The organism is Corynebacterium sp. HMSC078A10, assembly GCF_001811565.1.
Classification (GTDB): domain Bacteria; phylum Actinomycetota; class Actinomycetes; order Mycobacteriales; family Mycobacteriaceae; genus Corynebacterium; species Corynebacterium hesseae.
This window is the reverse complement of the sequence record NZ_KV805203.1, coordinates 1-335: the sequence shown is the minus strand read 5'-3', so window position 1 is coordinate 335 and position 335 is coordinate 1. Positions and strand designations below refer to the sequence as shown.

1 rRNA gene is annotated in these 335 nt (G+C 52.5%); it reads left to right on the top strand.

The window, feature by feature from the left end:
* Positions 1-335: ribosomal RNA gene (locus HMPREF2808_RS13610) — 23S ribosomal RNA — on the top strand; the annotation flags it as partial.

The following is a 335-nucleotide window of genomic DNA, read 5'->3' as shown; positions in this document are numbered from 1 at the left end:
TTGTTGATGTCGTGGGGCCTGATGTGTGGTTCAAGTGATGGGGTGACACAGTGTAGTAGCCATGCCGCTTAGTGGATTGTTGGTGTAAGCGTGTGAGGTGGTGTGTAGGCAAATCCGCACACCGTGTACCTGAGGCGTGATGCGTAGCCCAAATGTGGGTGAAGTTGGTGATCTAGTACTGTCGAGAAAAGCCTCTAGCGATGTGGATGTATGGCCCGTACCCTAAACCGACACAGGTGGTCAGGTTGAAAATACTAAGGCGTTCGGGTGAACTGTGGTTAAGGAACTCGGCAAAATGCCCCCGTAACTTCGGGAGAAGGGGGACCACACGACTT